The 25,585-nt window shown below is 74.7% G+C and carries 19 protein-coding genes; 10 read left to right on the top strand and 9 right to left on the bottom strand.

The features are described 5' to 3' along the window. Window positions 1–362 precede the first annotated feature (362 nt). On the top strand, window positions 363–1,883 hold the full coding sequence (locus tag SNE206_RS31250) for a sodium:solute symporter family protein (protein ID WP_407916905.1): 1,521 nt from the start codon (window positions 363–365) through the stop codon (window positions 1,881–1,883). A gap of 67 nt (window positions 1,884–1,950) precedes the next feature. On the opposite strand, the gene SNE206_RS31245 is transcribed toward SNE206_RS31250, so the two are convergent. From SNE206_RS31245 to SNE206_RS31225, 5 genes are all read right to left on the bottom strand, one after another. Next, the gene (locus SNE206_RS31245; protein ID WP_407916904.1) at window positions 1,951–2,415 is read right to left on the bottom strand and encodes an N-acetyltransferase family protein; all 465 of its coding nucleotides are present in this window, start codon (window positions 2,413–2,415) and stop codon (window positions 1,951–1,953) included. A 147-nt stretch (window positions 2,416–2,562) separates the two neighbouring features. After that, window positions 2,563–3,813: a DUF2201 family putative metallopeptidase gene (locus SNE206_RS31240; RefSeq protein ID WP_407916917.1), complete on the bottom strand. Its 1,251-nt coding sequence runs from the start codon at window positions 3,811–3,813 to the stop codon at window positions 2,563–2,565. Window positions 3,814–3,836: 23 nt separating this feature from the next. Beyond that, the gene (locus SNE206_RS31235; RefSeq protein WP_407916916.1) at window positions 3,837–5,027 is read right to left on the bottom strand and encodes an AAA family ATPase; all 1,191 of its coding nucleotides are present in this window, start codon (window positions 5,025–5,027) and stop codon (window positions 3,837–3,839) included. Between the two features lie 251 nt (window positions 5,028–5,278). After that, window positions 5,279–6,757, bottom strand: coding sequence for a hypothetical protein (locus SNE206_RS31230; RefSeq protein ID WP_407916903.1), 1,479 nt, complete (start codon window positions 6,755–6,757; stop codon window positions 5,279–5,281). A gap of 200 nt (window positions 6,758–6,957) precedes the next feature. After that, complete coding sequence (locus SNE206_RS31225) at window positions 6,958–9,126, bottom strand: SpoIIE family protein phosphatase (protein WP_407916915.1); 2,169 nt, start codon at window positions 9,124–9,126, stop codon at window positions 6,958–6,960. Window positions 9,127–9,633: 507 nt separating this feature from the next. Between SNE206_RS31225 and SNE206_RS31220 the strand changes: the two genes are divergently transcribed. Both SNE206_RS31220 and SNE206_RS31215 read left to right on the top strand, forming a co-directional pair. Next, the gene (locus tag SNE206_RS31220; protein ID WP_407916902.1) at window positions 9,634–12,552 is read left to right on the top strand and encodes a hypothetical protein; all 2,919 of its coding nucleotides are present in this window, start codon (window positions 9,634–9,636) and stop codon (window positions 12,550–12,552) included. Window positions 12,553–12,593: 41 nt separating this feature from the next. Beyond that, a complete protein-coding gene (locus tag SNE206_RS31215) occupies window positions 12,594–13,391 on the top strand; it encodes an aminoglycoside adenylyltransferase domain-containing protein (RefSeq protein WP_407916901.1) in 798 nt (265 codons plus the stop codon). 32 nt (window positions 13,392–13,423) lie between these two features. Here the strand turns inward: SNE206_RS31215 and SNE206_RS31210 are convergent, their stop codons facing one another. Continuing rightward, window positions 13,424–14,650 (bottom strand): Ku protein, encoded by a 1,227-nt coding sequence (locus tag SNE206_RS31210; RefSeq protein ID WP_407916900.1) that lies wholly within the window; start codon window positions 14,648–14,650, stop codon window positions 13,424–13,426. A gap of 303 nt (window positions 14,651–14,953) precedes the next feature. After that, window positions 14,954–15,319: a DoxX family protein gene (locus tag SNE206_RS31205; protein WP_407916899.1), complete on the bottom strand. Its 366-nt coding sequence runs from the start codon at window positions 15,317–15,319 to the stop codon at window positions 14,954–14,956. A gap of 107 nt (window positions 15,320–15,426) precedes the next feature. Here SNE206_RS31205 and SNE206_RS31200 point away from each other — a divergent pair, with 107 nt between their 5' ends. The 4 genes from SNE206_RS31200 to SNE206_RS31185 all read left to right on the top strand — a co-directional run bounded on the left by SNE206_RS31200 (window position 15,427) and on the right by SNE206_RS31185 (window position 19,409). Beyond that, a complete protein-coding gene (locus tag SNE206_RS31200; RefSeq protein WP_407916898.1) occupies window positions 15,427–15,804 on the top strand; it encodes a winged helix-turn-helix transcriptional regulator in 378 nt (125 codons plus the stop codon). A gap of 556 nt (window positions 15,805–16,360) precedes the next feature. After that, the gene (locus tag SNE206_RS31195) at window positions 16,361–17,488 is read left to right on the top strand and encodes a hypothetical protein (RefSeq protein ID WP_407916897.1); all 1,128 of its coding nucleotides are present in this window, start codon (window positions 16,361–16,363) and stop codon (window positions 17,486–17,488) included. Window positions 17,489–17,685: 197 nt separating this feature from the next. Further along, window positions 17,686–18,105, top strand: a complete 420-nt coding sequence (locus SNE206_RS31190; protein ID WP_407916896.1) for a YciI family protein — start codon at window positions 17,686–17,688, stop codon at window positions 18,103–18,105. After that, complete coding sequence (locus SNE206_RS31185; protein WP_407916895.1) at window positions 18,078–19,409, top strand: RNA polymerase sigma factor; 1,332 nt, start codon at window positions 18,078–18,080, stop codon at window positions 19,407–19,409. The genes SNE206_RS31190 and SNE206_RS31185 overlap by 28 nt, the downstream gene beginning before the upstream one ends. 161 nt (window positions 19,410–19,570) lie before the next feature. Here the strand turns inward: SNE206_RS31185 and SNE206_RS31180 are convergent, their stop codons facing one another. Continuing rightward, complete coding sequence (locus SNE206_RS31180) at window positions 19,571–19,942, bottom strand: hypothetical protein (RefSeq protein WP_407916894.1); 372 nt, start codon at window positions 19,940–19,942, stop codon at window positions 19,571–19,573. Window positions 19,943–20,508: 566 nt separating this feature from the next. Here SNE206_RS31180 and SNE206_RS31175 point away from each other — a divergent pair. The 3 genes from SNE206_RS31175 to SNE206_RS31165 all read left to right on the top strand — a co-directional run bounded on the left by SNE206_RS31175 (window position 20,509) and on the right by SNE206_RS31165 (window position 24,772). Continuing rightward, complete coding sequence (locus tag SNE206_RS31175; protein WP_407916893.1) at window positions 20,509–21,768, top strand: family 16 glycosylhydrolase; 1,260 nt, start codon at window positions 20,509–20,511, stop codon at window positions 21,766–21,768. Window positions 21,769–21,959: 191 nt separating this feature from the next. Then, complete coding sequence (locus SNE206_RS31170; RefSeq protein WP_407916892.1) at window positions 21,960–23,663, top strand: glycoside hydrolase family 64 protein; 1,704 nt, start codon at window positions 21,960–21,962, stop codon at window positions 23,661–23,663. 197 nt (window positions 23,664–23,860) lie between these two features. Further along, window positions 23,861–24,772: a hypothetical protein gene (locus SNE206_RS31165; RefSeq protein WP_407916891.1), complete on the top strand. Its 912-nt coding sequence runs from the start codon at window positions 23,861–23,863 to the stop codon at window positions 24,770–24,772. A gap of 59 nt (window positions 24,773–24,831) precedes the next feature. Here the strand turns inward: SNE206_RS31165 and SNE206_RS31160 are convergent, their stop codons facing one another. After that, window positions 24,832–25,569 (bottom strand): SOS response-associated peptidase, encoded by a 738-nt coding sequence (locus SNE206_RS31160; protein WP_407916890.1) that lies wholly within the window; start codon window positions 25,567–25,569, stop codon window positions 24,832–24,834. Window positions 25,570–25,585: the final 16 nt, after the last annotated feature.

Genomic DNA, 25,585 nt, shown 5'->3' with positions numbered 1-25,585 from the left:
CTCCCACCCGGGTCGGCCCCGCTGTCGTCCGCCGGTGACCGCGTCCGGCCGGCCGGGGCCGTCCGGCCAGGACCGCCCCGGCCGGCCGGACGCGCAGGCCGTCGACCGTACCCCACATACGTGAACTCCCCTGCGGGCGAACCGCCGTGGGGCCGCACGCCTCCCGGGACGCCGGGGCACACCTCCCGTGCTGGACATGTCCGACCGTTCGACCTGATCCTGTCAGGACTGTGGACACCGGGTCGGGGAGTGGCTATGTTTCCGGCAATTCACATAGGTCAACGCCGTCCATACATGTGAATCACTGCAGGGCGGCAGCGGCAACGGCCACAGGCCGACGGAGAGCCGGGAGGCCGAACGACATGCACACCCTGGACTGGCTGGTTCTGGGCGGGTACTTCCTCGTGATGGTGGCCATCGGCGCCTGGTCCCACGCCCGCGTGGGCACCGTCGAGGACTACTTCACCGCCGGCGGCAGGATGCCCTGGTGGCTCGCCGGCATCTCGCACCACATGTCCGGCTACAGCGCGATCATCTTCACCGGCTACGCCGGCATCTCCTACCGCTACGGCGCCACCTCCTACTGGACGTGGGCCTTCCCGATCGCCCTGGGCGTCGGCGCCGGAGCGACCCTGTTCGCGCCCCGGCTCAACCGGGTGCGCTCCAAACTGCGCGTCGCCTCGCCGCTGGAGTTCCTCGCCGCACGCTTCAACGTGCCCACCCAGCAGGCGATCGCGTGGTCCGGCGGCCTGCTCAAGGTCGTCGACGTCGGCGCCAAGTGGGCCGCCATCTCCACCCTGCTGGCCACCTTCACCGGCCTCTCCATCCTGGAGGGCATCGTCCTCACCGGTGCCGTCACCGCGCTGTACTGCACGGTCGGCGGGCTCTGGGCCGACGCCCTCACCGAACTCGGCCAGTTCGTCATCCAGTTGATCGCCGGGCTGGTCATGCTGATCGCCGTCCTCGCCAAGATCGGCGGCATCTCCGGCTTCTGGACGGTGTGGGACAAGCTGCCCGCCGGCCACGCGCATCCCGTCGCCGGCCCGTACACCACCGGCTTCCTGCTCGCCTTCCTGCTCATCAAGTCGCTGGAGTACAACGGCGGCATGTGGAACCAGGCGCAGCGCTACATGGCCGCACCCGGTGCCGCCGAGGCCAAGCGGGCCGCCCGCCTCTCGGCGGTGCTCTGGCTCGTCTGGCCCGCCGTGCTGTTCTTCCCGATGTGGGTGGCACCGCTGCTGGTGCACGCGCAGCGCCCCGACGCCTCCGACGCGTACGCGCTGCTCGCCGAGACGCTGATCCCGCACGGCCTGCTCGGGCTGGTGGTCGCGGGGTTCTTCTCGCACACCATGGCGATGTGCTCCTCGGACGCCAACGCCATCGCCGCCGTCTTCACCCGCGACGTCATCCCGGTGTTCTCCCGCGCCGCCCGCGCCTGGAACGTACGCGCCGGGCTGCTCGCCGCCCGGATCGCCACCGTCGCGTTCATCGGTCTGTCGATGGCGGTCGCCACGCAGGTCAACTCGCCGACGTTCCACGACATCATCACCGTGGTGATCAAGTGGGTCGCGGGGCTGATCGGCCCGATCTCGATCCCGCTGCTGCTCGGCACCCTGCCGTTCTTCCGCCGCTCGGGCCCGACCGCGGCCCTGACCTCCTGGTCGGTGGGCCTGTTCGCCTTCTGGCTCACCAACTACGGCATCACGGGCCTGCCGACGTCCGTGTCGACCGCGACTCCGGTGCTGACCTCCCTCGTGCTGTTCACCCTGATCGGCTTCCTCCGCCCGGAGGACACCCCCGAGCGGCTCGCCGTCCTCGCCGCCGTCAACGACGACGACGCGCCGGCACCGCCGCGACGCACGGCGGTGCCGGTCGCCGAGTGAACCCGTCGGCGGGCACCGGCTGTTCACGGGGCAGCCGGTGCCCGCCGGCGGCGGGCCGGACGACGGCTCAGGCCTCCGGCGCCATGTCGTAGGTGAGGAACGGCGTGCGGGTGGCGACCTGGTCGTACTTGGAGCGGGCCCGGTAGTTGTCGTCGGCGGTGATCCAGCGGACGGTGTTCCAGCCCCGCTCCACCGCGATCGCGCGCAGCCGGGCGAACAGGGCGTCCACCGCGCCGCCGCCGCGTGCGGCGGGATCCACGAAGAGGTCGTCGAGGTAACAGCCCACCCCGCCGGCCAGCGGCCGGGCGAACGGCCGGTAGTGGGCCAGACCCACCGGCGTGCCGTCGGCCCCTGCGACGACCAGGCAGTTCACCTCGTGCGACGGATCGCCGATCCACGACCAGACCAGCGCGAACCGCTCGTCCGGGATCTCCACGCGGTAGAACTCGCCGTACTGGCGGAAGAGTTCACGCCAGACGGCGAAGTCGCCCCTCTCGGCCGGGCGGACGGTCCAACGGGGTTCGGCGGTCATGATCGGTCTCCCGGGTTCGGTCGGCGTGTCGGTCCATTCTGGAGGGTCGTTCCGCCGGTCACGGACCCGGGCGGCGGCCCCCGGACGGCGACTCCCGGGCGGCGGCCCGGGCGACGATCGGCCGCACGGCCGCACGGCCGCACGGCCTCAGCCGATGGTGACCACGCGCGCCCAGTCGGGTGGCGTGTCCGGCACGTAGTCGGGGTCGTCCTCGTCCCGGGCGCGGCTCCTTCCGGGCCGGTCGAACAGGCCGATCACCGTCCGGCAGGGGGGACGCGTGGCCGGCCAGCGCGTCTGGCCGTCGGTCAGCACGACGATGACGTCCGGTCGGTGCTGCGCCCGGAGGGCTGCGGCGAAGCCCGTCCGGAGGTTCGTGCCGCCACCGCCCACCAGGGGAATGCCCTCGGCGCGGCAGAGCGGGTACACGACCCGGGCGGCCGCGTCGCACGACAGGACGGTGACCAGGTCGCGCCGTCCGCCGACGGCCCGTGAGATCGCGGCGACCTCCAGGAGCGCGCTGCCGAGTTCGGTGTCGCTGACCGAACCGGAGGTGTCGACGACCACGCTCACCCGGGGCGGTCTGCGCCGGAGGCTCGGCAGCACCACGCCGGGCAGTCCGGCCGAGCGCCGCGCCGGCCGGCCGTAGGTGTAGTCGTCACCCGCGCCGGAGCCGGTGACCGCCGAGCGGACCGCCGCACCGAGCAGTTCCCGCCACTGCTGCGGCGGGTGGAACGCCTCCTCGGCCCACCGTTTCCACCCCTGCGGGGTGCTCCCCGGCCGGGCGGTGATGCCCTGCGCGACCCGGAACCGCACCGCGTCCCGTTCCTGGGCGCTGAGGCCGTACGCGCCGTCCGGCCCGAGGTCCCACGGGCGTTCGTGCCCGTCGGCGCCGCTGCCGCAGTCCAGCCAGGCCAGGTCCTGGGTCCACGGCCCGAGCCGGAACTGCCGGAGGTAGTCCTCCATGAGCGCCCCGTCGCCCAGCCCCAGGTTGCCCGGCCGGACGGCGCCCTCCGGGCTCACGAGCCCTTCCCCGTAGGCGTCGTCGTTGATCTCGCAGTCGGCGGCGATGTTCATGCGCAGCCGTTCGGCCGGCCCGGTGAGTCCGAGCTCCCGGGCGACCCGGTCGCTGCGTCCGTGGTGGTCGCGGAGCAGGTGCGACACCTCGTGGACCCACACCGCGGCGAGTTCGTCCACCGGTGTCCGGGCCACGAACGCCGGCGAGACGTAGCACCGCCAGTACCGGTCGACGGCCATCGTCGGCACCGTCCGGGACTCCACGGTGTGCAGCGCGAACAGCGCCGTCGCCATGTAGGGCCGCACCCGGGCGGCGTACAGCCGGGCGGCGTAGAGCTTGTCGAGGTCCAGGGCTCCGGTGGTCTCCGGGGCGCCCGGCGTCACCTGCACCACCGGCGTCACCGGCGTCACCGGCCGACCTTCGTCGCGGACCCGGTCCGGGCCGCCACCAGGTCCGCCGTACGGTCGGCCCGCCGGGAGAGCGCCACCGCCCCGGCGAACCGTTCGATCGCCTCCGGCACGTCCCAGTCCTCCCGGCGCAGTGCGGCGAGGGTGGTCGCGGGGACGACCACCAGGTCGGGGGCGCCGGTCTCCAGCGCCCGCACGAGGAGGGTCCATGCCGCGTCCCAGCGGGACTTCTCCGGACGGTTGCGGACCGCCGCCACCACGCCGTCGAGCACGGCCTGGCGCAGGTCGCCGCGCTCGGGCAGCTCGGCCCCCGCCGGGTCGGCGAGGAGCGACTCGGGGTCAGGGAGGTCCATCCGGTCCATGGCGGCCAGCAGTTCGAGCCCCGGGCCGTCACCGACCGCGCCCCGGACGAGCACGGAGAGGACCTCGCGGGAGGCGCCGGCGGCCGTCGCGAAGGCGGTCAGGCAGAGGGCCATCTCCCAGCTGCGGGGTGACGGCCAGGCGCCGCCCCGGCGGGTCTCCGTGGTGGGCAGCCGGTGCACGAGCGCGGGGCGGGCGGCCAGCAGCCCGCAGACGGCGCGGCGGGCGAGGTCCACGGCCTCCGGGAGCCCGGCGGGGTCGAGCTGCGGCAGCGTGGCCCGGGGCCAGGTCCCGCCGAGGCCGCGCACCACCACGTCGTGGTCGTGCGTCCACTGCAGGTGGACGAACCGGTTGGCCAGCGGCGGGCTCAGCTCCCACCCGTCGGCCGCCGAGGACCGCGGGTTGGCGGCGGCCACGATCCTTACGCCGGGGGGCAGTTGCAGGGCGCCGATCCGCCGTTCCAGGACGACGCGGAGCAGGGCGGCCTGGACGGCCGGCGGCGCGGTGGACAGCTCGTCGAGGAAGAGCAGCCCCCGGCCGGCCCGGACCAGCCGCACGGCCCAGTCCGGCGGGGCCATCGGAACCCCCTGCTCCGCGGGGTCGTCGCCCAGGATCGGCAGTCCCGAGAAGTCGGACGGCTCGTGCACGCTCGCGATCACCGTGGTCAGCGGGAGCTCCAGGGCCTCGGCGAGCTGGGTGAGGGCCGCGGTCTTGCCGATGCCCGGCTCCCCCCACAGGAGGACGGGCAGGTCGGCGGCCACGGCCAGGGTCAGGGCCTCCAGTTGGACGTCGGGGCGCGGTTCGGTGGTGTGGGTGCGCAGCAGGGCCAGCAGGTCGCCGGCGACGTCGAGCCGGGAGGCCCGGGCCGGGTCGGCACAGGTGCCGGTCGGGGCGGTCGGGGCGGGCAGGGCGGGCAGGGCGGCGGCGGGCAGGGTGTGGGCGGGCAGGGTGTGGGCGGGCAGAGCGGCAGTGGACAAGGTGGCAGTGGGCAGGGTGTGCGCGGGCATGGCCATGGGCATGGTCGATCACCTCAGGAGTCGTGGTGGGCCGCGGAGCGGCAGGGGAAGGGAGGTTCCCGGAGTCAGTGGAAGCGCACGTGGCGCGGGTGGGAGCGGCGCTCCCGCGGACGGCGGCGGTCGGGCGCGGCCTGGCCGGGCCCGGTCAGCCCGGCTCTGAACAGCCCGGCCCTGAACAGCCCGTACGTGACGCGCCGCTGCGCGGCCGCCTCCAGTTCGTCCCTCAGGGCGCCGCTGCGCAGTCGCGCGTCGGCGCCCAGCAGACCCTCGACGACGGCCAGCGCACCGGTGATGTCGCCGTGGCGCAGGCGTTCCCGGACGTCGGGGAGGCTCTCCGGGCTGCGGTGCGCCCGGTCGATCGCCTGCAGACAGGGCAACGGTGTGCCGGTCAGTGCGGCGAGCAGTTCCTCGCGGCGGATCTCGGCCGGGCCGTGGTCCAGCGGGACGAGGACCCCGTCGACCAGGCCGATCCGGTGCCGGGCCCCCCGGCAGTCGACGAGGCGGGACTGCCCGGCCGCGGCCTGGGCCCCGGACGGTCCGGCCGGCACATGGCCCGGGACGAGGGCCGGGGCGACCAGCGGGTGCAGCCGGTCGACCTCGACGGCGCCGGAGCGGAGGAGTTCGAGGTCGGGCAGCACCCATGTCGCCGCGTCGGGCAGCACGGACAGCGCGTGCCTGCCGGTCGACGCCGCGGCGTTCCGCAGGACGGCCGGGCCCGGGCGGATGCCGTCCGGGCCCGGGTCCACGTCCAGGTGCAGCCACCGTCGCGCCCCGAGCCGCACGGCCACCGTGCCGGCCACCGCGCCGGTGGCGGTGGCGATACCCGGGCCCGGGCCCGGGCCGGTGGCGGCGGCGCTGTCCGCGGGCCGGCTCTCGGCGTGGAGCAGGATCGCCGCCTCGGCCGCCCACCGGTCGACGGCGCAGCCGTGCCCCTGCGGCAGGGTCGCCGACAGGGCAGGGGCGGTGGCCGGGTCGCCGTCCGAGGGGGGCCGGTCCGCTCCGGAGCGGGTCCGCAGCTCGGCGGCCCTGCGGGCGTCCCACAGGTGCGGGTGCAGGTCGAGGCGGAACCGCGGGTCGGGATGCGGGTGCGGGTGGCCGGGGGCGAAGGCTTCGGGGTGGGAGCCGTCCCACAGCGCGAGGCTGATCCGCTGACCGGCGTCCGCCCAGGCCGGTGGTGTCCGGGCCACGAGGTGCACCGGGCGCCCGCCGTCGCGGTCCGCGACGGCGTACCGGGCCAGCGTGATCGTCAGACCCGGGCGCAGCAGGCCCCGGGGGGCGATCCGCGGCATGTGCCAGCGCAGCAGGTCGGGCGCCAGGTGGCGGAGGTCGGCCCGGATCCGGGCCGCGAGGTCGGCGCCGCGGGTGCGCGCCAGGGAGCGCAGGTCGACGTCGGGATCGATGTGCGCGGCGGTGCACGCCGCTGCCCAGTCACCGGCCAGGCGGCGGGCGGTGGCAGCCTCGATCATGGAGGGCGGCACGGCGAATTCGCGTACGTGCAGCCAGAAGGAGAGGCGGGTTTCCTCGTTCGCGGTCTGAGTGAGCATCAGCACTCACCTTGCGCGGACAGGACCCCCGTTCCGGGAACGGAGTGAGTGGTCATGGGCGGGGAGCATAGCGCTCCTCCTCCCGGGTCGCCACGCAGTTCGGCCGCGGTGCCGCCCGGGACGGTCGACCGGCGGACTGCGGGCTGCGGGCGGCGTCCCCGGGCGGGCGCGTCGGCCGCCGCCCGCCGCTGAGAGCGCTCTCAGCCCGACGGGGCCGCGGGTTCGGGCAGCTCGGGCGGTTCGGGCGGCTCGGGCTCGGGCTCGGGCCCCGGCGGATCCGGGAGCACCTGTTCGGCCCAGATGGTCTTGCCGCGGCCCCGGGGGCGCACACCCCAGCGGTCGGTGAGGTGGGCGGTGATGAACAGCCCGCGCCCGCCCTCGTCGGTGTCGTCGGCGCGGCGCAGCCGGGGGGCGGTACCGCTGTCGTCCGTGATCTCGCTGATCAGCGCCCGGTCGCGGATGAGGCGCAGCTCGATGGGGCCGCGGGCGTAGCGGACGGAGTTGGTGACGAGTTCGCTGACGATCAGCCTGGTCTCGTCGGCGAGGTCGCTCAGTCCCCAGTCGGCGAGCTGGGCGGTGGCGTACCGGCGGGCCTCGGCGGCGGCCTGCGGGGTGTTGGGGAGGGTCCAGGCGACGGTGTGGGCGGCGTCGAGGACGCGGGTGCGGGCGAGGAGCAGGACGGCGTCCTGGAACGGCTGTTCGGGGGCGAGGGCGTCGACGACGGCGTCGCAGGTGTCCTGCAGGGTGGCGTGGGGTCCGCGGGGCGCGGTGGTGACCGCGCGGAGCCGGTCGAGGGGGATGTCCGGGGGGTGCGGGCCGGGGGCGGCGCCGAAGAGCGCGGTGTTGTACAGGAGGAGGGTGCTGCCCTCGGGCAGGGTGTGCTCGACCGCCGTGTAGTGGGCGTTCCCGTGGCCCAGGAGGGGGCCGGGGGCGAGGCCGAGGACTTCGACCTCGCCGTCCGGGTGCAGGAGGACGGGCGGCGGGTGGCCGGCGGACGCCACGGTGCAGATCCGGGTGGTCGGGTCGTAGATCGCGTAGAGGCAGCTGGCGGGCCAGTTCTGGCGGGGCCCGGCGCCGCGGTCGGCCGGGCCGGGCACGGGCCGGCCCGCGAGGTCGTGCAGGCGTTCGAGGAGCTCGTCGGGCGGCATGTCGAGGTCGGACAGGGCGGCGACGGCGGCACGCAGCTCGCCCATGGCACCGGCGGCGTTGACGATCCGGTCGGAGGTGTCGCCGACGGCCAGGGCGACGCGGGCGCCGGACAGGGGGACGACGTCGAACCAGCCGCCGCCCGCACCGGCGGGGAGGTAGGCGTGCGCGGTCTCCACGGCCGCGTCGGCGAGGGTGGGCGCGTGGTGCAGCTGGTGCTGGAGGATCCGGGCCACCGAGCGTTCACGGCTGTAGAGGCGCGCGTTGTCCAGGCAGAGCGCGGCGGCGGCGGTCAGCTGTTCGGCGAGGGCGAGGTCGGTGCGGTCGAACGGCATGGGGTTGCGCCAGCGGTAGAAGCAGGCCAGCCCGAGGACGACGCCGCGGGCGCGCATCGGCACCACCATCATCGAGTGGACGCCGACGGCGAGCAGCCGGGCGTCGCGCCGCCGCGCGGGGTCGAGCCAGTCACCCTGCGCGCCGAGGTCGTCGACGAGCACCGGGGCCAGGTCCGCGAGCGCCTTCCGGTAGGGCGTCCCGAAGGGGTAGGTGCCGCTCTCGCCGACGATCGGCACGCCCTGGCGGTCGGGGTCGGCGACCGAGCGGAAGCCGGCGCGGCGCAGCGGTGCGTTCGCGAGCACGGCGTCGGGTGCGGGGGCCTCGCCGCGCAGCACCGGGTCGATGACGTCCACGGCGACGGTGTCGGCGAGTTCCGGCACGGCGACGTCGCAGAACTCCTCGGCGGTGCGGAACACGTCCAGGGTCGTCCCGACGCCGGTGACGGCGCGGTTCAGCAGGCGCAGTCCGGCCTCCGCCCGGACGCGGGCGGTGATGTCGGTGAGGGAGACGGCCAGGCCGAGCACCGTGCCGTCGGCGCTCTGCAGGCGGAAGCAGGCGGCGGAGACCGTCACCTGCAGCGGGGGACGGGTGCGGCTGCGCGCCCGGACGTGCAGGCCGGGCAGCGGGCGGCCGGTCTCCAGCACCCGTCGCATCGCGCGCTCGACGGCCTTCGGCCCGGTCACGTTGCAGGCTTCCAGCACCTCGGCCAGGGTCCGGCCGAGCATGCGGTCGACGGGGAAGTCGCGGAGCAGGCGGCCCGCGGCGTTGGCCCGGACCAGCCGCAGGCGGGTGTCCAGCAGGTGCAGGCCGACCGGCGACAGCGCGATCAGCGCCGCCTCCGGCGACCCGGGCGGGCCGGCGATCGGCGGGCCCGGCAGGCCGTTCATGCCACTCACGGGGGAACCACTCCCTCCGGCGGGTCGGACCGAACCACCCGATTCCCCGAGCAAACCCCGGGCGGCACCGTGCCGCCACCGCTGCCGCCGCTGCCGGTGGGCCGGCCGGGGCCGGGGCCGGTGCGGGGCCCCGGTCGTCGCACCCGGCGGCGGAGCCCGCCACGGGCTCCCGCCGGTCCGGCGGCCGGTTCACCCGTCCGGCGGTACGCTCCGTCACCGGCAGCGCCCCCGACGCCACCGCGGCCCGGCCTTCCGGGCCGTCCACGCACCGGCCGTCCGCGCACCGGGCCGCTGCACCCGTACGGCACCTGCACGACACCCGGACGCACCCGGTACGTACCCTCGGTGCGCCGGGGCCGCGTGAGGGCGGACCCGGCCGGGCACCCTCTTCCCGCACAGCCGTGTGCGGTGTCGGACCCGAGGTCTAGACTCGCGGTCTGACTCCAGGTCAGGGCGGGGTGCCTGCGGGCGGCCCGCGGGGGCGGCTATGGGGGGCCGATGGCACAGGGGGTTCTCGGCGGGTCGCCGGTCGGCGGTGTACGCACGACCGCCAGGTACGAGGTCGACGCGCTGGTCAGGGATCTGATCGACCAGTTCAGCAGGGCCCGGCTGCCGATGCCGGTGGTGGTGGTGTACTCCGAGGACGACGACCCCGTCCTCGACCGCGAGGTCGAGGAGGTGGTGCGCGCCGTCCACGAGGCGCAGGAGGGCGGCGGGCTGCCCTACCACGTCGTGGCGGGCACCGGGGGCGACGACCCGCACCGCAACGCCGTGGCCATCCTCGACGGGCTGGCCAAGGGGCCGTGGGCCCGCCGCGGGCAGTCCTGGTACCGCGCGTACGCCTCCCCGCGGTCGCGGCTGGTCGCGGCCATCGAGGCGGCGGCCCGGCACGTGGTCGCCGCCGACCCGGACCCGGGCTCCCGGACGGACGACGAGCTGACCGACGCCGTCCTCGCCCGCCTGCGCGACCTGCACTGGCGGCCCGAACCGCGGCCCGCGGGCGGCGAGTTCCAGCGCGCGCTGTCACCGGTGCTCAACTCGACCACCCTCATCGGGGCGTTCGTCCTCGCCGGCGTGACCAGCCTGCTCACCCAGGCGCACTGGCAGGTCGTCCTCCTGGTGGTGGTCGGCCTGCTGCTGCTCCTCGGCCTCACCGGCTGGGTGCGGCGCAACACGGCGCCGCTCTCCTGGCTGGGCCAGGCCAGCCGGTGGTTCGCCACGACCACCTTCCTCGCCGCGTCGGGCCGGCAGGCCGCCGCCTGGTCGCTGTGGCGGCCCCGGATGTCCTGGGACGTCACCCAGGCCCGTGCCCGCGAGGTCGCCGGGGAGATCCTCCGCGCCGAGCTGCCCGGGATCCCCGAGGACGAGAAGGACCGCGCGCAGCAGTTCCACCTCCAACTGCGCACCCTCGCGCTGCTGGAGGACCTCCGCTGGGCGCACCGGTCGTGGGCGCCCGACCTGCGGGGACGCAAGCGGCGCGTGCCGCCGGTCGTGTTCGTGCCGCGGGCCGGGCACGACAACGGTGCGCTCCGGGTGCTCGGCGCGATCAGCGACGTCCGCAGCCGCCGCAGCGAGCAGGACCCGCTGCTCGTGCTCGCCGGCGTGGCGCACGCCGATGTCGCCGCCTGGCTGGAGGGCGCCGGTACGGCTCCGGTCACCGTGCACTCCGTCGGCCCGCGCCGCCGCGGCCCGTACGAGAGCTGGGTGAGCGACCTCCGGGTGCGCCAGGCGCCGAGCCGCGGGCGTGCGCTGGCCTGGACGCTTCCGGTGCGGCTCACCCGCCTCCAGCTCGTCGCCGGCGAGACCACCCGGCTGGCCCCGGTGGCCGTCCGCCGCTCCGGGTGGGTCCTCTGGTCGCGCTGGACCGTCCTCGCGGTCCTGGTGCTGGTCGCGTGCGGCGGCGTGCTGCGCGTCGGCCAGCTGTCCGACCGGTACTGCGAGGCCCGGCTGGCGGGCTCCAACACGGACACCGTGTGGCGCACCGATCCGGGCGGCACCCGGGAGTGCATCGGTGTCGCCACCGGCGGGGTGTCGCTCGCGGGCGACGACGACGGCGTGCGGCTCAGCGGGGAGCTCCCCGGCGGGGACGCCGACCGCACCGGCGCCGGCGTCGGCCTGCGCACGCTGGAGGACTCGATCCGCCGGGAGAACGCCCGCGTCGACACCCTTCCCGACGTCCGCTTCGTGACCATCGTCTACGCCGGGTCGCTCACCACCACGGCCGGGCAGCAGTCGCGGGCCCTCAACAGCCTCAAGGAACTCACCGGGGTGCACCTCGCCCAGCGGCGCAACAACGCGGGCGAACCCGTGAAGATCAAGATCCTGGTCGCCAACGGCGGGCAGGACATGTACTTCCAGACCGACATGGTCGAACGCATCGTGGCCGTCGCCCGGCGCGACCCCTCCGTCGTCGGCGTGGTCGGCCTCGGCCGGGACACCGCCGACAGCGACAGCACCCTCGACCTCCTCCAGCACGCCGGCCTCGCGGTCGTCAGCACCACCAACTCGGCCAGCTACCTGACCAGGAGGCACGTCAACTACTTCGGGCTCGCGGCCACCGACCAGGAGGAGGCGGCCGCCCTGCGCCTCGTCGTGGACGGGCTCGCCCTGCCGCCCGCCGAGCGGTACGCGGCGGTGCTGACCCGCCGCGCCGGCCGGGACGACCGGTACAGCCCGGAACAGGCCCGGTACGGTTCGGAGATGCTCGCCGCCGCCGGGTTCCGGCTCGTCGCCGGCGGCCCCCTGGAGTACGGGCTGACCAGCAACGGCGACCCCGACTTCGAGGAGGCCCTCCGGACCAGCTGCCACTCCGACCACCAGCCCTCCGTCGTCTACCTCGCCGGCCGCGCCGACGACGTCGACCAGCTGATGAAGCGCCTGGCCGCCGACGCCGGGTGCAGCCATCCGCTCACCGTCCTGACCGGCGACGACCTGACGAAGGCCCAGTTCGGCACCGGCGGCACCGCCATGGCCCCACAGGCCACCCTCTACTACACGGCCCTCGCCGACCCCACGGTCACCGCCCGCACCTCCGACCTCGCCGTCGTGGCCGCCACCTACCTGCAGCTCGCGCCCCGCCACGACAACCCGTACGAGGACGACGTGTTCTCCGACGGGGCGCTCGCCCTCGCCTACGACGCGACGGCCGCCCTGCAGGCGGGCGCCGCCATGGCCGGAGCCTCCCAGCACGGCGGGGTCGGGTCGGTGATGGCGGGCCTGCGGGCCGTCGAGATGAAGAACCGCGCCGTCGGCACCGTCGACTTCCGGGACACCCGCCCCCTCGTCGACGGCCCGCAGCCGGGACACGGCATCCACCTCATCCGGGTGCGCCCGGTCGCCGGAGGCGCACCGCTCGTCGAACGCGTCTGCGGCCGCCCCGCCGGCGACACCCGCCCGCTCACGAACTGCACGCCCTGACCCCCGGGCACGGCGCGGGCGTCCCGGTGGAGACTGGCCGCATGCACCGCACCCCGGAAGGCCCGGCGCCCCTGCCGGCCGACGTCCGCGCCTACCTCGACGAACTCGTCCGGCGCACCCGCACCGTCTGCGGGCCGCACCTGGTGAGCGTCCTCACCGTCGGCTCGATCGCCCTCGGCGACTACCGGCACGGGCGCAGCGACATCGACGTGATGGTGGTCGTGGCGCCGACCCTGCCCGGGGCCGCCCTGGCCGGGCTGGCCGGGGTGCTCGCCCACCCCGCGCTGCCCTGCCCGGCGACCGGGCTGGAGCTGGTGGTCCACGACCGGGACGCCGTCGGCCGCCCCTCCGGCGGCGCCGGCTACCTGCTGGACCTCAACACCGGCCCGCTGCTGCCGAACCGGGCGAGCTTCGACCCCGCCCGGTCCCCGGCTTTCTGGTACGTCCTCGACCGCTCCATCGCCCGCCAGGCCGGGCGCCCGCTGTTCGGCGCACCGGCGGAGCAGGTGATCGCGGCCCCGGCCGATGCCGACGTGCTCGCCGCGCTCCGCGCGTCCGTCCGCGAGCACACCGACGGCGAGGGCCATCTGGCGGACAACCGTGTACTCAACGGCTGCCGTTCGGCAGTGTTCTGCCGCACCGGCCGCTGGACGGCCAAACGGGCCGCGGCACGCGAGATCGCCGCGTCCGAAGCCGGGTTCAGGCCCGTCGTCGAAGCCGCCCTGGCCAGCTTCGAGCGCCCCCGCGGCACCGCGGTCCCGCTGCCCCCCGCCGACGTGCGGGCCTTCCTGGACTGGGTCCGCGAACGCGTCGACGCCACCGGGTCGCTCCGCCACTGAGCCACCCCCTACCGACCGGGGCCCGGCGGCTGTCAGGAGGCGGTGCGCAGCCGGCGGTGGCCGGCGGCCTTCCGGACGGCGGCCTGGAGTTCGTCGCGGCTCATGGTGGAACGGTGGGCGATGTCGAGGTCGGTGGCACGCCGGTAGAGCTCGGCCTTGGTCAGGGCGGAGAGGTCCTCCTTGGCCGCGTGCCCGGTGGTGGCACGCTTCTTCAACGGCGCGGCCGTCCCGGAGGTGCCGGTTTCGGAGGTGGACGTCCTGGAGGTGGACGTCCTGGAAGTGGACGTCCTGGAGGCGGAGGTGGACTTCTTGCCCGCCACCGCCTTGGGGGTGCGACGGCTCCGCTCGCCCGCCGCCCGCCCGGCCGTCCCCGATGCGGCCGATGTGCCCGCCCTGTTCGCCCTGTTCGCCCTGTTCGCCTTGTCGACCTTGCCAGCTTCGTCGGGCTTGTCGGCCGGCGGAAGCTCGGCCATGCCCTGGACACTGTCCAGGCTGCGCCGCAGGGCGTCCATCAGATCGACGATGTTGGTGCCCTCGGGGGCGGGTCCGGCGGAGGTGGCGATCTCGCGGCCGGCCTGCTTGTCGTCGATGAGCTTGTGGACCTGCTCCTCGAAGGTGTCGTGGTAGTCGCCGGGATCCCAGTCGACGGCGAGCATGCCGATGAGCTGCTCGGCGGTCTGCAGCTCCTGGCCGCTGATGGGCTCCTTCCCGCCGGGCAGGTCGTCGATCTCCTCGCGGGGGTCGCGGACCTCGTCGGCGAAGTGCATGGTGTGGAGCTCCAGCAGGCCGTTCTGGGCGCGGACCGCGGTCAGGTACTCCTTGCCCCGCATCGAGAACATCGCCAGCCCCGCCCGGTCGGAGCGTTCCAGGGCCTTCGCGAGGAGCTGGTAGATCTTGGCGTACTCCTTGCCCTGGGGGCCGAGGTAGTACGTCTTGTCGAAGAAGATCGGGTCGATCCGGGAGAGCTCGACGAACCCTGACACGTCGATGGTGCGCGAGCGGCCGGGCGAGATCTGCTCCAGTTCCTCGGGCTCGATGACGACGTACTCGCCGTCGCCGGTGTCGTAGCCCTTCACGATGTCGGAGAAGGCGACCTCCTCGCCCGTGCGTTCGTTGACCCGCCGGTTGCGCACCCGGTCGAAGGTGCCGCGCTCCAGCTGGTGGAAGTGCACCGCATGGCTCTCCGTCGCGGTGTACAGCCCGACCGGCACGGTGACCAGTCCGAACGTCAGGGCTCCGGTCCACATAGGCCTGGCCATCCGAATCTCCTCACCACGCCGCACCACCGCACCGGCGGCGGTGCCGCGGCACGCTCCTCCAGGCACCCGGTCCCCTGCCGGGCCGACGGCACGGGCCGACGGCGTCGCGGGAACGGACCCCACAGTCAGCTTGGCCGCACCCGCGCCGCACCGCACGCCCACCGGGGGCGCGTGCCCGGCCCGCCGACGAGCCTCCCGGCGGACCGGGTCGCCGGAGGACCGGGTCGCCGTCGGACCATGTCGTTGACAGGCCATGTCGTTGACAGGCTATGTCGGCGTCGGCCCATGTCGGCGTCGGGCCGGTCAGAGCCAGGTCGTCCCCAGCCAGGCAGCCGCGGCGGCGGCCGCCAGCAGGGCGATGTTGAGTCCGATCTGCCGGGTCTCCCCCCGGGAGACGTGGACCACGATGCCGCCAACCTGGATCAGGACGAGCCCGATCGCCGCGGCTATGGCGAGCCCGGGCGCGATCCCGGTGAGCGGCGGCAGGATCAGGCCGACCGCGCCGAGGATCTCCAGCACCCCGATGGCCCGGACGAACGGCATCGGGATCTGGTCGACCCACCCCATCATGGGCCGGAGCTGCTCCTGGCTCTGCACCGCCTTCTTGCCTCCGCCGTAGAGGTAGAAGACCGCCAGCAGCGCGGCGACGATCCAGTAGGCGATGTCCACAGTGACCCCTTGCACGATAGTTACCAGGCGTAAGTTGCCTCATCATGGGTCACCGTCCGGGGGCTTACAAAAGGCACACGCATGTGCGCCAGGCACAGGGAGCTGTCATGTCGCAGTACGAGCACACGTGCATGATCCGGGGCGACGGCGGCGGCACGATCCGCGCCGTGCTCGACCGGATCTGCGACAAGTGGACCCTGCTGATCGTGGCCACCCTCGACCAGGGACGCCTGCGCTTCACCGAACTCCAGCGGCAGATCCCGGGGATCTCCCAGCGGATGCTGACGCTGACACTCCGCAACCTGGAACGGGACGGACTGGTGTCCCGGACGGCCTACGCGGAGGTCCCGCCACGCGTCGAGTACGCGCTGACCCCCACCGGGGAGAGCCTCATCCCGCCCGCGCTCGCACTCGCAGGCTGGGCGATCGAACACATCGCGGAGATCGAGGCCAGCCGCGCCGCGTACGGCGACCGCGCCGGCTGATCCCGACGCGCGCGGACCGTGCTGGCGTGCCGGCCGTGCTGGCCGTGCTGCGGTGCGCGGAGCCGGATGACGGGCCGCCGCTGCCGCCGCCCGAGCCGTCGCCGCCGAGCGGGAGCGGGAGCGGGGACGGGCAGCAACGGGAACGAGCAGCGGCGGGGACGGGCGGGACGGGGACGGGCGCGCGGGAGCCCGAGGGGCTCGCCCGCGGCGCCTGCCGCCGGTCCCCGGACGGACGGCCGAGCGATCCCGGCCGCGTGGCGGACGGGTCCGGCGCGGGGAGGCCGCCGACCGCCGCGCACCGGTCGGCCCGGGTCTCCGGCCGTACCTCCGCAGGCCACGGCCGCACGCCCGCGGCCGCACGCGGCCGCGGGTCGGCGCCGCCGGCGGGATCGGCCACCGGCCCGGTTGCTGCGCGGCCGACGGCGGGCAGCGCCGACGGCACTCCGCCCACCGGCGGACGGCCCCGCACGCGGCGGCGGAGCCGTACACTCGGCGCCGGATCCGGGAGGGCAGAGCAGTGCGCGATCCGCTGGTGTGGCGGTGTGGTGACGGGCCGATGGCCGACTGGCTGGAACGGGTGGCGGAGCTGGTGGTCGGCCCGCAGCCGGACGGCTACCGGGTGTGGGGCGATCTGCGGTGGCCCGACCAGGTCTACGGGCGCGTCGTCGCCTCCGGCCTCACCCCGGCGCAGCTGGCCGAGGTGTTCACCGCCGAGGGCTTCGACGGCCTGTACGCCGACACCCACGGCGGGGCGACGCTCGACGCGCCGACCGTGCACATCGCCCCGCTGACGTGGGAGGACAGGGGCCCGTCCGGTCAGGGGGTGCGCATCCTGCACGCGGAGCCGGCGGGCCCGGTCGGCGGGCGCGTCCGGATCGCGGCCCCGCTGCACACCCCGGACGAACTGACCGCTTGGATGCGCCAGTTGTCTCCCGTGCTGCCCGACCCCGCGCCCAGGGTCGACTGGCCCGCGAGCGCCGGCACGACTCCGCTGGCCGGGACCTTCCTGCACCGCAGGGACACGCTCCTGCTGTGCCTGGACACCCTCGAATCCCGGCAGCGGCCCGGCAACGCCTCGAACCGGCTGCGGCTGCACATACCCACCGACGGGGCCACCTGGCCCGCGTCCCCGGCCGGGCGGACGGCCCTGCCGGCGGACCGCAGCGTGACGAGCGTGCAGGAACTCGCCGACTGGCTGGGCGAGCTCGGTGTCCACTGGTCCGGCGGGCCGCTGCCGCGCGTCGGCATGTGGGCGGGCGCCTCGCCGCTGCCGCGCGGCACCCTCGCGAGCGCGCAGGAGTCGGCGGACGGCCTCGGGGTGCTGCGGTTCGCCCGCCCCGGCCGTCCCGGCCTGTCCGCCCGGGGGCCGGCCGCCGGGATCGCCGACTGGGCCGTCCCGTTGCTCGAACCCGCCGTCCACGAGGACGTTCCGGCGCAGCTGCGGCGCTTCCTCGCCCGCTGGCTGCGCAAGGTCGAGCAGGCGGCGTTCGCCGGCCCTGCCGAGTGGACGGTCTCCGGCTTCCCCGGGCCGTTCTCGTCCGCGCAGCTGGCGCAGTGGCTCAACGCCCACTGCGGAGACGGGCGGATCGCCGTGGACCGGCTGGCGGACGGGGCCGTCGTGCTGAACGGCGCCGTGACCCCGGGCGGTGAAACCGCCGTGACCGGCCGGCCCTCCCGGACCTGAGCCCGGCAGACCCCAGCCTGGCAGACCCGCAGACCCACCGACCCCCAGCCCGGGCCACCGTGACATGAAGGGCGTGACATGAAGGGTCCGAAAAAAATATCCGGTCCGTGTCCGTCCGCCGTGTCGATCCGTGGCGTCCCCGTTCGACCTGGGATAGAGAGGGTCGGAACGCGGCCCCAGCACCGAGGAGAACAACGATGGCGAAGTACATGCTGATCATGCGCGGCACCGACGAGTCGATGGCGAAGATGATGGAGACGCCCTTCGAGGAGATGCTCGAAACCATGGGCCGGTTCAACGACGAGCTGATCCGGGCGGGCGTGCTCGTCGCCGCCGAGGGCCTGGACGACCCGTCGCAGGGCGTGGTGGTCGACTACGACGGCGAGACCCCGGTGGTCACCGACGGCCCCTACGGCGAGACGAAGGAGCTGTTCGGCGGCTTCTACCTGCTCGACGTGGCGTCGAAGGAGGAGGCGGTCGAGTGGGCCAAGCGGCTTCCGGCCTTCGCCGGCACGAAGTGCGAGATCCGCCGCGTGCCGAGCATCGACGAGTTCCCGCAGGACAACGAGTGGATCGTCAAGGAGCGGGCGTGGCGCGAGCGCACCGGCCAGATCTGACGCCCGCGGCCGTCGACGGCCCGCCGAGCACCGAATCGGCGCGGCGGGCCGTCGAAGCCGTCTGGCGGATCGAGTCCGCACGGATCGTGGGCGCACTGGCCCGCTACACCGGCAGCTTCGAACTCGCCGAGGACGTCGCCCAGGAGGCGGTGGCGGAAGCCCTCGTCACGTGGTCGCGCGACGGTGCACCGGCGAACCCGGTGGGCTGGCTGCTCGCCACGGCACGGCGGCGCGCCATCGACAGCTTCCGCCGCCGGTCGGCGCTCGACGAGCGGTACGCCCTGCTCGCCGGTGTGCTGGCCGAGGGCGAGGCCAGCTCGGGTGCGATGACCCCGCAGCACCGGTCGGACGACCTGCCGTGGGATCCCGACCGGGTCGACGACGACGTCCTCGCGCTGATGTTCGTGGCCTGCCACCCTGTGCTGTCCCCCGAGGCCCGGACCGCCCTCACGCTGCGCGCGGTCGGCGGCCTGTCCACCGAGGAGATCGCCCGGGCGTTCCTCGTACCCGTCCCGACCGTCCAGGCCCGGATCACCCGGGCGAAGAAGACGATCGCCGCAGCGGCGGTGCCGTTCGCGCTGCCGCCGGCCGAGGAGCGCCGCGAGCGGCTCGGCGGTGTCCTCAGCGTCCTGTACGTGATCTTCACCGAGGGCTCGACGGCCACCGCCGGCGACCGCCTGCTGCGCACCGATCTCGCGTACGAGGCGATCCGGCTGGCCCGCACGCTCGCCGCGCTGCTGCCCGACGAGCCGGAGGTGCACGGGCTGCTCGCGCTGTGCGAGCTCACGGCCGCGCGCTTCCCCGCCCGCACCGGGCCCGACGGCGAGGCGGTGCTCCTGGAGGACCAGGACCGGCGTCTGTGGGACAGGTCGGCGATCCGCCGCGGGCTGGCCGCGCTCGGCCGCGCCGCCACCGCCGGCCGCGGCCTGGGACCGTACGGCCTGCAGGCGGCGATCGCCGCCTGCCACGCGTCGGCCCCCTCGGTGGCGGAGACCGACTGGGCGCGCGTCGTGCTCCTCTACGAGGCGCTCGGCCGCATCGCCCCGTCACCCGTCGTCGAGCTCAACCGGGCCGTCGCCGTCGCGATGGCGAGCGGACCGCAGCAGGCGCTGTCCCTGGTGGACGACCTGGCCGCCTCCGGCCGGCTGTCGGGATCGCACCTCCTCCCGACCGTGCGCGGCGAACTGCTCGTGCGGCTCGGCCGGAACACCGAGGCGCGGGCCGAGCTGGAGCTCGCCGCCCGGCTGTGCCGCAACGTCCGCGAGCGGTCCGTCCTGCTCCGCAAGGCCGAAGCGCTGGCCTGACGGCCGTCCGCCTCCCGCAGCCGGGGGGGGTGGGCGGCCGGTCCGGACGTTGCCTGCCCACGGGACCATCCGCCTCGGCGGCCGTCGCCGCGCACCGGGTGCGGGTCGGGCGTCAGGGTTCGGGTCGGGCGCCGGGGTGCGGGGTCGAGCGTCGGGGCGGGTCAGGCGCCGGGATGCGAGGACTTCCGCCGCCACCGGCCGCGGCCGCCCGGCTCGGCGCGCTTCCACACCCGGCGCGGCAGGTCGAGCCGCGCCGCGCCGGGCAGCACGTCACCGAGGAGCCCCGGCAGCTCCGCGTCGGGCACCTCCCGCCAGCCGGTGAAGTCCGCGGTGACGTACGAACCCAGCGGCCATCCGCGCCCCTCCGCGTCGACACCACGCCGCCAGCCGAACGCGACACCGCCTTCCTCCTGCGGCACGGCGAACCCTTCGGGCGCGCGGCCGACGCACGCCACCGCGAACACCCCCAGCTCCGACGGACGGCCGTCGAGAAAATGCCGGTAGACCGCACCTGGTGCGAAGAACTCCACCACCGCCGCCGCCCTCCATCCCTTGCCGAGGCCCTACCTCCATCCTGCCCTGTCGCCCGCGACGTCTCCCGGCGACTGCGCGACAGGCTCCGGGAGACGTCGCGGGCGGCAGGTGACCGACGGCCGGCGACGACCCGCCCGCGACGACCGCGGCCGGGAGCCGGCACGTTCTGCGGGCACGCACTGCGGGCACGCACTGCGACCGGGCGGTGGCGACCGGTATCGTCATGACGAGCCGTCAGGACGTCCGCTCCGCACCACGTGACGGACGGCGACGCGACCGGATCCGCCGACGGCCCGTCAGCCGGGTCCGTCCGCAGGGCACTTCGGCGGCCATTCCGGCCATGTACTCGACACTTTTTCCTTAGCTCAGCCTTAAGAGCACCTTAGGCCGTGGACCAGCACGGGATCACCGCAGGTCAGAGCAGGTTTCCCGGATTCGCACCGTCATTGCCCGGGCCGCCGCGCCTTCCGTAGGATCACGACCCCGTTGGACGTGAGAGCGCTCTCGGCGCGAACCGGAACGCGTCCCGCGCAACGTCCGTCCCTCCACAACAAGGTGCGTGCCCATGGCTGCTCATCGTGCCCGTCGATGGTCCCTCGGCGGATTCGTCCTTCTTCTCTCGGTGGCGCTGGTCGCCGCGGTCCTGGTGTCGGCGAGCGGATCCGGCACCTCGCGGGCCAGCGCCGCCGTCGGCGCCCAGACGTGGTCGGACGAGTTCAACGGCGCGGCCGGGCAAGGCCCGGACCGTGCGAAGTGGACCCTGGAGACCGGTGGATCCGGCTTCGGCAACCACGAGTTGGAGTACTACACCAACAGCACGAACAACGCCGCGCTCGACGGCCAGGGCAACCTGGTCATCACCGCCCGCAAGAACACCGACACGGGCCTGAGCTGTTGGTACGGCCCGTGCCAGTACACCTCGGCGCGACTGAACACCGCCCAGACCTTCACCCAGGCCTACGGCCACTTCGAGGCCCGGATCAAGATCCCGCGCGGCCAGGGCATATGGCCGGCGTTCTGGATGCTCGGCTCGGACCTCGGCACGGTCGGCTGGCCCACCAGCGGCGAGATCGACATCATGGAGAACATCGGCAAGGAGCCGGGCACCGTCCACGGCACGATCCACGGCCCCGGGTACTCCGGCGCCGCCGGACCGGGCGCCGGATACTCCCTGCCCAACGGTGCGCCGTTCGCCGACGCCTTCCACGTCTTCGCCGTCGACTGGAGCCCGAACGCGATCACCTGGTCGGTGGACGGCACCACGTACGAGACCCGCACCCCGGCAGACGCCGGCGCCAACAAGTGGGTCTTCGACCACCCCTTCTTCGTCATCCTCAACCTGGCGGTCGGCGGTGACTGGCCCGGCAACCCGGACGCCTCCACCTCCTTCCCGCAGGCCATGACGGTCGACTACGTGCGCGCCTCGGCCTGGAACAGCTCCTCCGGCACCGGCGCGATCAAGGGAATCGGAGGAATGTGCGTGGACGTGGCGGGCGCCTCCACCGCTGACCGCACCCCGATCCAGCTGCACAACTGCACCGGCGGCCCGGCCCAGCAGTGGACGGTCGGCAGCGACGGCTCGGTGCGTGCCTTGGGCAAGTGCCTCGACGTGGCGGGCGGTTCGACCGCCGACGGCGCCCAGGTGCAGCTCTACACCTGCAACGGCACCAAGGCCCAGCAGTGGACGTACACCACCGCCCACGACCTGACCAACGTCGGCGCGAACAAGTGCCTGGACGCCACCGGGAACTCCTCCGCCGACGGCACCCGGCTGCAGACCTGGACCTGCTCCGGCGGCGCCAACCAGAAGTGGACCATCGGCTGACCCGGTCCGGCCCGCGCCCGACACCCCACGCACCACACCCCCGCGCACCACACCCCCACGCATAGCCCCCACACATCGCACCCCCACATCGCACCCCCGCACCCCGTCTCCGCCCCGACTCCCGCGCGCACGACCGAAACCCGTGCCGCGCGCCCCGCGGCGCGGACCCACCAGGAAGAAAGTGCTCCCTCATGACGGCCCGTCACCAGCGCCCCATCAGCCGCCGCAAACTCCTCACCGCCACCGCGGGCATGGCCCTCGCCGTCCCCGCGGCGGCCTGGTGGCTGCAGTCCAGCGCCGACGCCTCCACCTCGGCGACCCTCCCGCTGGACCTGCTCAACACCACCGGCAACAACACCGTCTACGCCTACGTGCTGGGCCGCGACCCGGCCGCGGGCGGTAACTGGGCCTTCATCCAGGCCGACGGCACCTCGCTCTACCACCCGCCGTCCCCCGCGAACGACCAGACCCCGCTCGGCGTGGACTGCGCCATCGCGCTCAACGCCTCCGGCGCCGGCGCCCGTTCGGTCACCCTGCCGCACCTCGACAGCGGCCGCATCTACTTCTCGGTCGGTTCGAAGCTCACCTTCCTGCTCAACCGAGGCGGCGGCCTGGCCCTCCCGTCGGTCAGCAACCCCTCCGACCCCAACATCGGTGTGCGGCACGACTTCTGCGAGTTCACGTACAACAACGACCAGCTCTACGCCAACATCACGTTCGTCGACATGGTGTGCCTGCCGATCGCCTTCCGGCTGGACACCGCCCAGGGCACCCAGACCGTCCGCGGCCTGCCCGCCGACGGCCTGAGCCGGGTCGCCTCGGCCCTGCGCGCCCAGTCGGCGGCGGACGGCAGCGACTGGAGCCGGCTGATCGTCAACAGCGGCGGCTCCGACCTGCGGGTGCTCAGCCCCAACCTCGCCATCCGCGGCAACACCTCGCTCTTCGCCGGCTACTTCGACGACTACGTCAACAAGGTCTGGGACCGCTACCGCACCACCGACCTGCGGATCGACACCCAGTACACCTGGGGCACCGTCGTCGGCCGGGTCTCCGGCGACCGGCTGGACTTCCCCGGCGTGGGCAGCTTCACCAAGCCGTCCACCCTCTCGATCTTCTCCTGCAGCGACGCGCCGTTCACCACCGGCAACGACGAGATGGGCAACCTCAGCGCCCGGCTCGCCGCCGCACTCAACCGCACCACCCTGCTCGACAACCCGAACCAGCCCACCGCCGAGAACCCCGCCGCCTTCTACACCGCCGCCCGCACCAACCACTACGCCCGCATCCTGCACGGCACCACCCCCGACGGCCTCGGCTACGCCTTCCCGTACGACGACGTCCACCCGGCCGGCGTCGACTTCGAGGGCAAGGTGCAGTCCGGCACCCCCGGCCGCTTCACGATCACCGTGGGCGGTTCCTCCGGCGGCGGAGGCAGCACCCCCACCCCGACCCCCACCCCGACGGCGACGGCCACCCCGCCGGGCGGCGTCAGCGCCTTCGGCACCATCCAGGCCGAGTCGTTCGGCGCCCAGTCGGGGAGCGCCGTCGAATCCTGCTCCGACACCGGCGGCGGCCAGGACGTCGGATGGCTGGCCAACGGCGACTGGCTGAAGTACAGCGCGGTCAACTTCGGCACCGCCGGTGCGACGCGCTTCAGCGCCCGCGTCGCCTCCGGTGCCGCGGCGGGGATCAGCGGCCTGGTGGAGGTCCGCATCGGGAGCCGCACGGCCACGCCGGTCGGCAGCTTCGCGCTCGCGTCCACGGGCGGCTGGCAGACCTGGCGCACCGTCCCCGCGGACATCGCCAAGGTCACCGGCACCCAGGACGTCTACCTGACCTTCACCAGCGGACAGCCGGGCGACTTCGTCAACCTGAACTGGTTCACCTTCGCCTAGGACCTGTGGAGCGGCAGCCGCCCGCCGTCCCCGAGCCCCGCTCGGCGGACGGCGGGCGGACCGCTCCCCCGGCCCGGCCCGGCGCCGCACCGGTCGCGGCCGCGGCCGCGGCCGCCGGGGCTGGCATCCGGCACGGGGATGGCGGACGATCGAACGGTACGCACGGCCCGACGGCGAGCGGGAAGAAGGTGCAGGTCGTGACGGATCTCGACGAGGTCGCGGACGAGCTGTACGGCCTGCCGGCCGGCGAATTCACCGCCGTACGTGACCGGGCGGCGGCCCGCGCACGCACGTCCGGCGAGCGGGACCTCGCCGACCGCATCCGGCACCTGCGCAGGCCGACGGCGGCCGCGCACGCCCTCAACCTCCTCGCCCGCACCCACCCGGCGGAGGTGGCTGCCCTCGTCGACCTCGGCCACGACCTGCGGACGGCCCAGGAGGGCCACGACGGCCCCGGGCTGCGCGAACTGTCCGCCCGGCGCCACCGGACCATCGGCACGCTGACCGGCCTGGCCGCCCAGGACGCCGCCGCCCGCGGCGAGCACCTCGGCGACGCGCAGCAGCGGGAGGTGGAGCAGACCCTCCGCGCCGCCACCGTCGGCACGGAGGCCGCGGGGCAGCTCATGGCGGGCCGCCTGATCACCGCACTCGACGAGATGCCCACCGGCCTGCCCACCCTGCCCGGCCTGCCCGAGCCGTCCGAGCCGTCCGGGGACGCGGTGCGCGGTGCCGCAGCGGCCTCCGGGGAACGGGAACGGAAGAAGCACCAGCCGCAGGAGCGGGAGCAGGAGCAGGCTGGCGAGGCCGAGGCCAGGGCGGCGCTGGAAGTCGCGGAGGAGCGGCTCGACGCCGCCGAAGGTGAGGTCGTCGGGCTCACCCGGCAGCAGGCGGAACGCGTCCGGGAGGTCGGGGCGGCGCAGCAGGCCGTCGACCTCGCCACCGAGGCCCTCCGTGCGGCCGAGGCCCGGCTGGCGGCCGCCCGTACGGCCGAGGCCCGGGTGCGCCGCGACCGCGACACGGCGCAGCGCCGTTCGGAGGCGGCCCGGGTGCAGGTGGAGGCCGCGCGGCGCGGGGTCGCCGGGCCGGACGGCAGGCCCGGCGGCCGGTAGACCGGTCGACGGTCGCGGGGGCGGCAGGAGCGTGGGAAGGCAGGAGCGCGGGAAGGTGCTCAGGCAGGCTCGGGGACGGGGTCGAGGAGCTGCGGGCCGTTGTTGCCGACGTTGTTGACGGCGGTGGAGACGGGAGTGGTGACGAGTTCGCCGCCGGCGGGCGTGTGGAGGAGGGTGCGGAGCTCGTCGGGGTCGGTGTGGGCGGGGTCGAGCCAGGCGTCGACGTCGGCCGGGTCGATCGCGAGCGGCATGCGGTCGTGGATGCGGCCGGCGGCGTCGCGGGCCTCGGTGGTGATGATGGTGACGGTGGTCAGCCAGGCGGCGGGGTCGTCGTCGGGCCGCGTCCGGTCGCGCCAGAACTCGTAGAGGCCGGCCATGGCCATCAGGCTGCCGTCGGCGGGGGCGATGAAGTACGGCTGCTTGCGCGCCTTTCCGCCCGGAAGGGCGGGCAGCGGCATCCATTCGAAGAAGCCGTCGGCCGGCAGCAGGCAGCGCCGGGAGGTGAACGCCTTGCGGTAGGCGGGCTTCTCGTGGACGGTCTCGACCCGGGCGTTGATCATCCGGGAGCCGACCGACGGGTCCTTCGCCCAGGACGGGACGAGGCCCCAGCGCAGCGCCCGCAGTCGGCGCTGCACGACGTCGGTGTCCTTGTCGAGGCGTTCCAGGACGGCCCAGACGTCCTTGGTGGGCGCCACGTTGTAGTCGGGCTCCAGGGTCTCCTCGGGATCCCACCGGGTGACGCCGAAGAGGTTGACGAGGTCCTGGGGACCGGTGGTGGACACGTAGCGGCCGCACATCGCGGGCTCCTTCCCG

It is taken from the genome of Kitasatospora sp. NE20-6, from assembly GCF_045862635.1.
The sequence above is the reverse complement of the archived record's forward strand: the minus strand, read 5'-3'. Positions and strand labels throughout refer to the sequence as shown.